This window comes from Streptomyces sp. NPDC007875, assembly GCF_042868035.1.
Classification (GTDB): domain Bacteria; phylum Actinomycetota; class Actinomycetes; order Streptomycetales; family Streptomycetaceae; genus Streptomyces; species Streptomyces antimycoticus.
In genome coordinates this window covers 195,020-202,630 of sequence record NZ_JBIADZ010000014.1, presented here as the reverse complement: position 1 = coordinate 202,630, position 7,611 = coordinate 195,020, and the positions used below count along the sequence as shown (strand labels likewise).

7 protein-coding genes are annotated in these 7,611 nt (G+C 72.4%); 3 read left to right on the top strand and 4 right to left on the bottom strand.

Features of this window, described 5'->3' with window-relative positions; all coding sequences use genetic code 11:
* Nucleotides 1-34 precede the first annotated feature (34 nt).
* Entirely contained in the window at nt 35-238 is a 204-nt protein-coding gene (locus ACFYOY_RS27990; RefSeq protein WP_046086618.1) for an MbtH family NRPS accessory protein, read from the top strand.
* 150 nt (nt 239-388) lie between these two features.
* Nucleotides 389-1,252, top strand: coding sequence for an SAM-dependent methyltransferase (locus ACFYOY_RS27985; protein ID WP_388590317.1), 864 nt, complete (start codon nt 389-391; stop codon nt 1,250-1,252).
* Between the two features lie 21 nt (nt 1,253-1,273).
* Here the strand turns inward: ACFYOY_RS27985 and ACFYOY_RS27980 are convergent, their stop codons facing one another.
* Both ACFYOY_RS27980 and ACFYOY_RS27975 read right to left on the bottom strand, forming a co-directional pair.
* Nucleotides 1,274-1,489, bottom strand: a complete 216-nt coding sequence (locus tag ACFYOY_RS27980; RefSeq protein ID WP_093469525.1) for a ferredoxin — start codon at nt 1,487-1,489, stop codon at nt 1,274-1,276.
* Nucleotides 1,490-1,494: 5 nt separating this feature from the next.
* Nucleotides 1,495-2,685 carry a cytochrome P450 gene (locus tag ACFYOY_RS27975; RefSeq protein WP_351884958.1) on the bottom strand — a complete coding sequence of 397 codons (1,191 nt, stop codon included), beginning with the start codon at nt 2,683-2,685 and terminating at the stop codon, nt 1,495-1,497.
* A 135-nt stretch (nt 2,686-2,820) separates the two neighbouring features.
* On the opposite strand from ACFYOY_RS27975, the gene ACFYOY_RS27970 reads away from it, so the two are divergent.
* The gene (locus ACFYOY_RS27970; RefSeq protein WP_351884955.1) at nt 2,821-3,414 is read left to right on the top strand and encodes a TetR family transcriptional regulator; all 594 of its coding nucleotides are present in this window, start codon (nt 2,821-2,823) and stop codon (nt 3,412-3,414) included.
* A gap of 27 nt (nt 3,415-3,441) precedes the next feature.
* Here ACFYOY_RS27970 and ACFYOY_RS27965 read toward each other — a convergent pair whose 3' ends face one another.
* Nucleotides 3,442-6,129, bottom strand: coding sequence for an SMI1/KNR4 family protein (locus ACFYOY_RS27965; protein WP_388590315.1), 2,688 nt, complete (start codon nt 6,127-6,129; stop codon nt 3,442-3,444).
* A gap of 132 nt (nt 6,130-6,261) precedes the next feature.
* A complete protein-coding gene (locus ACFYOY_RS27960; protein WP_388590313.1) occupies nt 6,262-7,581 on the bottom strand; it encodes an NAD(P)/FAD-dependent oxidoreductase in 1,320 nt (439 codons plus the stop codon).
* Nucleotides 7,582-7,611 lie beyond the last annotated feature (30 nt).

The window sequence follows — 7,611 nt, the reverse complement described above, 5'->3', positions numbered from 1 at the left end:
CAACCTGACCGATCACCGACAGGAGAGAACGACCATGGACGACAACGCCCGCTACCAGGTGCTGCGCAACGACGAGGACCAGTACTCGCTGTGGCCCGCCGACCTCGAGGTGCCCGAGGGCTGGCGCCCCGTCGGCAAGGAGGGCACCAAGGACGAGTGCTCCGCGTACGTCGACGAGGTGTGGACCGATATGCGGCCGCGCAGCCTGCGCGAACGCATGGACAACGTGGCCTCCTGACCGGGGCCGCCTCGGGCGGTGCGGCCGGCGCGTAACGGCGTCGGCCGCGACCGGGGCCCCTCAACTTCCCCGTACCGGCGCGCGGTTTACCATCCTGGGAACAGTCGGCCGCGGCGCGAGGGATCGTGCCCGGATACGGAGGAGAACCACGTGACCGCGCAAGGGGTAGCATCCCAGACCGGAAGCGGGCCGGAGCCCCCCAACACCCCTCTCAACCAGGGGCGACCGCACAGCGCCCGGATGTACGACTACTTCCTGGGCGGCAAGGACAACTACGTCGCCGACCGTGAGGCCGCGGCCAAGGTGCTCACCCTCTGGCCGGGTGTCATGATCGCCGCCCGGACCAACCGGGCCTGGATGCACCGCGCGATCCGCTTCCTCGCCGCCGAGCGGGGTATCCGCCAGTTCCTCGACATCGGCACCGGCATTCCCACCCGGCCCAATCTGCACGAGGTCGCCCAGGGAATCGCCCCGGACGCCCGGGTCGTCTACGTGGACAACGACCCCATCGTCCTCGCCCACGCCCAGGCCCTGCTCAAGAGCAGCCCCGAGGGCCGCACCGCCTATGTGCACGGGGACATCACCGAGCCCGGGAACATCCTCGCCTCGCCCGATCTCACCGAGGTGCTGGACCTGTCCCGGCCCGTCGCGCTGAGCCTGGTCTCGCTGCTGCACTTCGTGCCCGACGAGTGGGGCCCGTACGAGATCGTCCAGCAGCTGGTCGACGCGCTCGCCCCCGGCTCCTTTCTGGTGCTGAGCCACATCACCCCGGACTTCGACCCCGAGGCCACCCAGAAGACCGTGCAGGTCTACCGCAGCGGGGGCATCTCGGGGCAAATCCGCACCAGGGACGAGGTGGAACGCTTCTTCACCGGGCTGGAGCTGGCCGAACCGGGCCTGGAGGTGCCGCACCGGTGGCGCACCGACCTGGCCGAAAGCAACTCCCAGGTGGAGACCGGCGATGTGACCGACGAAGAGGTGTCCTTCTGGGCGGGTGTCGCCCAGAAGACCTGACGCGGGGCTTGCGGAGCGGGTTCAGGGACGCGGTCCTACGGTCGTGGTGCCGTCGCGGATGGTGATCGCCAGCGCGGGACAGGAGTCCGCCGCGTCCAGCACCCGCTCCTCCTCCGGGACCTCCTCGTGTCGCGGCCGGGCGTGCTCCTCGTCGAGGACGAACAGATCGGGGGCGATGCCAGCGCACATGCCGGATGCCATGCACCGGCCAGGGTCGATCTCCGCCTTCCAGGTCATCCCGCTCACCACGCGATCGGCATGACACGGGGCCCGCGGACCAGCATCTGGCCCTTCCACTCCACATCCCCGGCCGCCCGCAGGTCCGGGAAGCGGGTGATCAGCGCGCCGAGCGCCTCCTGGAGCTCCAGACGGGCCAGCGGCGCGCCCAGGCAGTGGTGCACACCGTGGCCGAAGCCGAGGTGCTGGGTGGCGGAGCGGGCGACGTTCAGGGTGCCCGGCTCGTCGAAGCGCAGCGCATCGCGGTTGGCCGAGCCCACCGCGACCAGCACGGGCTCCCCGGCGCGCACCAGGGTGCCGCCCACCTCGACGTCCTGCGTGGCGTAGCGGGCCTGGGAGGCCGCCATGCCCAGCGGGACGAAGCGCAGCAGTTCCTCGACGGCACCGTTCAGCAGATCGGGGTTCGCGCGCAGCCGCCGCAGCTCCTCCGGGTGCTCCAGCAGCGTCAGTACGAAGTTGGGGATCTGGGTGGCCGTGGTCTCGTGTCCGGCCACCAGGATGGCCACGCACAGATCGACGAGTTCGAGCTCGGACAGCCGGTCCCCCGCGTCCCTCGCCTCGATCAGCGAGCTCATGATGTCGTCCCGGGGGCTGCTGCGATGGGCCTCGATCAGTCCGGCCATATAGGCGCGCAGCTCCTCGGTGTTGCGGGCGGACTCCTCGGCGCTCAGCGAGCTGGTGGACAGCGCGGCATCGCTCCAGGTCCGGAACCTCGGCCGGTCCTCCTCCGGGACGCCGAGCATGGCGCAGATGACCCCGACCGGAATGGGCAGGGCATAGCGGTCCACGAGATCGGCCGGTGGCCCCGCCGCCTCCAGGTCGTCGAGCAGGTCATGGGTCAACTGCCGGACCCAGGGGCGGAGTTTCTCCACCTGGTGGACGGTGAACGCCTTGGCGACGAGGGTGCGCAGCCGGGTGTGGTCGGGCGGGTCCATGGTCAGGATGCCGCTGTCGCGCCGGCCCTCGGACTGCCGTGGCTCGTCGTGGTGGAGCGCCTCCGCACGGCTGAAGCGCCGGTCACCGAGCACCAGCCGGGCGTCGGCGTACCGCGTGACCAGCCAGGCGGGCTCGCCGTAGGGCAACCGCACCCGGAGTAATCCCGTGCGGTTCCTGGCCTGTTCGTACGCCTCGCTGAGCGCCAGCCCGTCGGAGGAGTTGAAGGGATAGGTGAGGGGTGTCGTCTCCGCTGTGGTCACCGTGGCCTCCCTTGCGTAAGCACGTGCTTACAAACGTAGGAGCCGTCCGCTGGTACGGTCAACGGCCCCTTTGCGCCGTTGATCTGACGGCCCGACGGGTACATCGCCGCAAACTGACGAGAGGGGTGTGTCGTGATGGGGACGACCGTGTCCGAGGGACAGCGGCGGGACGCGCGGAACACACGTCAGCGGCTGCTGGAGGCCGCGGCGGCGCTGTTCGCCGAGCGGGGCTACGAACGGGCGACGGTACGGGACATCGCCGATCGCGCCGGGGTCAACCAGGCGCTGCTGTTCCGCTATTTCGGCTCGAAGAGAGCGCTGTTCGGCGTGGTGATCGCGCACAACGGCGAGGAGCAGCTGCGCACCACCCCACCCCATGAGCTGCCGGAGACCGCCCTGCGCGGGCTGCTGGGCCACGGCGCGAAGGAACCGGGCACCCGCGCACTGGCGACGCTGCTGCGCTCGGTGGACAGCGGTGACGAGATCGGTACGGCGGTGCGCGCCATCAGCGACGACTACGCGCGGGTGCTGGCCTCCCTGTCCAGCGCCGACAACCCCGAGCTGCGGGCGGATCTGGCGCTGTCCTGGTTGCTCGGCATAGGGATGATGCGGGTGCTCGTGGGCAAGGAGCCGCTGGCCGACGCGGACCCGGACGAGGTGTGCGCGCTGGTGACGGCCGCGCTCGGCACCCTCCTGGACGGCCTTCCGGCGGCGGACGGCAGACCATAGGAGAGCGGGCCGCAGGAGGGCAGGGGCCTACTCGCGGAACTCTCCCCGGGGCGTGGTGACGACACGACGGGCCCGGGCCGGGGTGATCACCTCGCGGAACGCCGGATCGGTGAGGAGGACGACCGGGGCGATGCGGTGCGGGGAGTCGGAGTGCCAGTGGGGCAGGGCGGCCTCGATCACGGCCCAGGACTGGTCGATGGCACCGCGGTCGGCCAGTGCCCTGGCCAGGTCCAGCGCCTGCTGGAAGGTGCGGGATTCGGGCAGGGCCGGGGGCACGAAGGCCGCGGCCCTGGCCACCCAGGCGGCGGTGTCGTCGCCCTCGGTGGCGGCACCCCCCGCGGACACACCGCCCGCGCCCACGACCCCGTCCACGCCGTCGGGGAGCCGCGGCAGGATGTCGCCGAGAGCCGAGACATAGCCCCCGGGGGCGCCGGTCCATTCCTCGGCCGCACAGCGCAGATAGAGCGGGGCGGCCTCGGCCCGTATCTGCTCCATGCCGATCACCTCGATGACGTGCGGGTCCCCGAGGACGCGGCTGCGGATCCAGTGGTGAGCGACGCTGATGTCGAGGAACGCCCCGAGGATGATCCCCAGATACGCGCCGGCGCCCGAGCCCTTGACCGCGGCCTGCTCGAAGGTGGCCATCGCCTTGCGCACCTCGCCCCGCAGGGCCTGCGCCCGGCCCTCGGCCACCAGCTCCCCGGCGCTCCCGGGGCGCGCCATGCGGCCCTCCAGGGCCACATGGTCCTCGAAACCGGTGCGCTCCTCGGCGACCAGCTCGGCGAACGAGGCGTGTCGGTCGCCCAGGGCCGGATACCAGCTCGCCCAGATGTACGCGGCCCACTCCCCGTCCTCGGACACATCGGCGGGGTCCAGCAGCCAGTGCTGGGCGTCGCCCTCCTCGGAGACCAGCAGCGCCCGGTCCATGAACGCGGTGTCGTCCCAGTCCTCGCCCGCGCCGCCGCGGATGACGGCCCAGGTCTCGGGGTCGGCCTCGCGCAGCCAGCCGACGGTCTTGGCCGCCCGCATCCGCCACATGAACGGGCTGATGTTCAGCCAGCCGTCGGAGGCGCCCAGGAAGGCCCGGTAGCTCGGCGGGAGCCGGGTGCCGAGCCGCTCCTCCAGGGCGAGGACGCTCTCCTCGTCCGCGCCCTCGAACCCGAGCCAGCCGGCCGCCCGCTGATCGTCGCCGACCTCGCTCAAATCCTCATCGTCGGCCACCCGCAGGATGGCCGCGCTGTACTCCGCCAGATAGGACCGCCACTGTTCGATCGTCCGCGGCAGCGCCTTCGCCGACTCCGGCTCCGGGATGGCCGACAGCGATGTGCCCCGGTATCCGGTCGGCGCCTCGCCCGCGCGCTGGTAGTGGCCGATGAAGCCCCTCGGATGGGGGGCGGAGGTGAAGAACCGGACCTGGGAGAGCTGGACATGGTCCTCCCCCGCGTTCCGGGTGATCTCCAGGCGGTAGTGGCCGTATGCCGTGTGGGCGGGAAAGGTGAACCCCCGGGGCTGATGGCGATGCGCGAAGCTCTCCTCGACGCGGGTGTCGAGGTCCACCCAGTGCTCCCCGTCGTTCGAACCCTTGAGCGTCCAGTCCCTGGGGTCGCGGCCGGGGACATCGTTCGCCGAGGTCAGGACGTAGTGGCCGACGGCGATGGGCCGTCGCAGGGTGAACTCCAGCCAGGCGCGGCCGCCATGGCCCAGCCACTTGTGCCATGAGTCGTGCAGCAGGTTCTCCGCGACCTCGCCCGCATCGGTGAACTCGCTGTGCGCCCGGACCCTGGTGACCAGGTCGGTCACCTCGGCCTCCGGACCGGGCTCGGCGGCCAGCAGCGACACCGTGCCCGAATGTCCCGACGGGTCGCCCCAGATCACCCGCTCGACGGGCGGCCCCCCGTCCTCGATCAGCAGGCGCAGCTCCTGGCGGAGGTGGCGGCCGCCCCCGGCCGCACCGCCCTCCTCCGTACGGAAGCGGTGCATCACCTCTTCCAACCCGCCGTCCCGGAGGGCCGAGCGGCCCTCCAGCGCCCCCCGGTACTCGGTGAGCGTGCCGTCGGCGGCCCGGCGGTGTCCGTAGAACTCCGTCATCGCCGGCTGGAAGCCGATCGACGCCTCCGCGCCGTCCTGCCCGCGCCAGGCGAGCCGGGCGGGGAGCGAGCCCTCGCCCCGGTCGAGATGGACCAGCAGCCGCGGGGCGGGCCGCCATTCCGGGGAGCCCGGGGCGCGCCACTCGGTGCGGTAGACGCACACCGCGGCCTCGGCGGGCTGCTCCTCCGTCATGAGGTGGGTACGGGCGCAGATACGGGAGGGCTCGACGGTGATCCGGTACAGCCAGAGCAGACCGCGCGCCTCGGCGCAGCCGCGCACGCACAGCGTGTTCGTGCCCGCCACCAGCGCGTCACCGGGGACCGCGAAGGCCACCTCCCGGGGGCGGGCGCCGCCGGGCACGGTGAACTGCTTGATCACCGCATGCCCGTTGACGGTGATGTCGATCGGGGCGCATCCTAATGATTCGCCCAGCGGTGAGACCCGCGCGATCAGGGTCAGCGTGAGCTGCTCCGGCAGTTCGCCGTCGTCCAGCGCGAAGTCGAGTTCGACCCGTCCGCCCGCGCCGATCGCGAGTCGGTCACGGTCGGGATGGCATCGCTCGTACCGGGCCGTGCCATTGCCGAATCGAGGCGGATCGATGGTGAAATCCGCAAAAGTCGCTCGCACGCTGTGCTCCTGATGGGGCCGTCTGGACGTCCGTTGACGTCTCGTCGGGGCAGGGGTGCGGGTGGCCGCAACACCCGGATGCTGTCGATGCTAGGACGGTCCACCGGCACCGTCCGGCTGCCGCGACGATCACTAGGGGGATGCGGGTCGGCCGCTCCCTCCTCCGCGCAGCACGGCTCCCAGGACGGCGGGTCGCATCAGCGCGGTGGGGGCGGCGACCAGCGACATCACCTCGTGCAGGGCCTTGCAGACCCGCGGGTCGACGGTGGCACGCCGCATGACCCGGTCCAGGTAGCGGTGCTGAGCCCGCACCGACACTCCGGCGGGGCCGCCCGTGGTGGCGGGGAAGCGCACGTCCTCGCTGGAGGACATCATCCACGCGCTGTTCGTGGCGGCCGCGACGCTCTTACGGGCGGTGTGCGCCGTACGGTGGCCGATGCCGCCGTGGCGCTCGGCCGCGGTCCGCAGGGCGCGGGCGCCGAGCGCGGCCACGGTGATGCCCTGGGCGTAGACCGGGTTGAAGGTGCACCCGGCGTCGCCGATGACGACCAGCCCCCGCGGCGCCCGGCGCTCGTAGTGCCGCCGCACACCGGGGCCGGGCCAGAAGCCGCGGACGGCACCGGCGGGTTCGGCGCCGGCCAGCAGCTCGCGCAGGCTCGGGTCCCGCAGCAGACGCAGCTGCCGGTCGAAACCGGCCGCACCGGGCTCGGCCTGCGCTCCGCGCATACTGCCGACGCTGGCGATCCACCGCCCGTCCTCCACGGGCAGCACCACGCCGAGCCTCGGCGCGTCCGGGGCCTTGGTCTGCAGATAGAGCGCGGGGAAGCCCGGATCCGGCCCGGCGGGGCGGTGGTAGAGCCGGCTGACGTAGGACACGCCCGCGTCGACGCGCTCCTCGGCGGCGGGCGGGCAGCCCAGCCGGGTCAGCCAGGACGGGAGCGAGGAGGTGCGCCCGGAGGCGTCGACCACCAGCTCCGCGCGCACCTCGCGCACCTCGGCGCGGGCGTCGCCCCGCGCCCGGACCTGAGCGCCCGTCACCTCGCCCGGTGCGCCGAGGAGCCCGACGACGTCCGTGTTCTCCAGCCATCGCACCGTGGGCTCGCCGCGCACCCGGCGCAGCACCGTATGGTCGAGCAGCGGTCTGGTGCACGAGAGGAACGCGACCTCGCTCTCGTACTCCGCGAGCCACCCGGCCGCGCCCAGCCAGCGCACGCCCGACATGGGGACGCGCACCGCACCGGCGGCCGTCAACTCCTCGCGCACACCGGGCATCAGCGCCTCCAGCGCCCGATGCCCGGCCTCCAGCAGCAGATGTGCGTGGCGCCCCTGCGGAACACCCGAGCGGAACGCGGGCCGCTCGGGATAGCGGTCGCGCTCGACTATGACAATGCGCTCGGCATATCCCCGCAGCGCCCATGCGGCCAGCATCCCGGCGAGACCTCCGCCGATCACCACCGCGGTCCCTCGCCCCGTACTTTCCCC

Excerpts from the sequence above, each read along its gene's own strand:
- ACFYOY_RS27990 (WP_046086618.1), top strand. The coding sequence starts at position 35 with ATGGACGACAACGCCCGCTACCAGGTGCTGCGCAACGACGAGGACCAG.
- ACFYOY_RS27980 (WP_093469525.1), bottom strand. The coding sequence starts at position 1,489 with ATGACCTGGAAGGCGGAGATCGACCCTGGCCGGTGCATGGCATCCGGC.
- ACFYOY_RS27970 (WP_351884955.1), top strand. The coding sequence starts at position 2,821 with ATGGGGACGACCGTGTCCGAGGGACAGCGGCGGGACGCGCGGAACACA.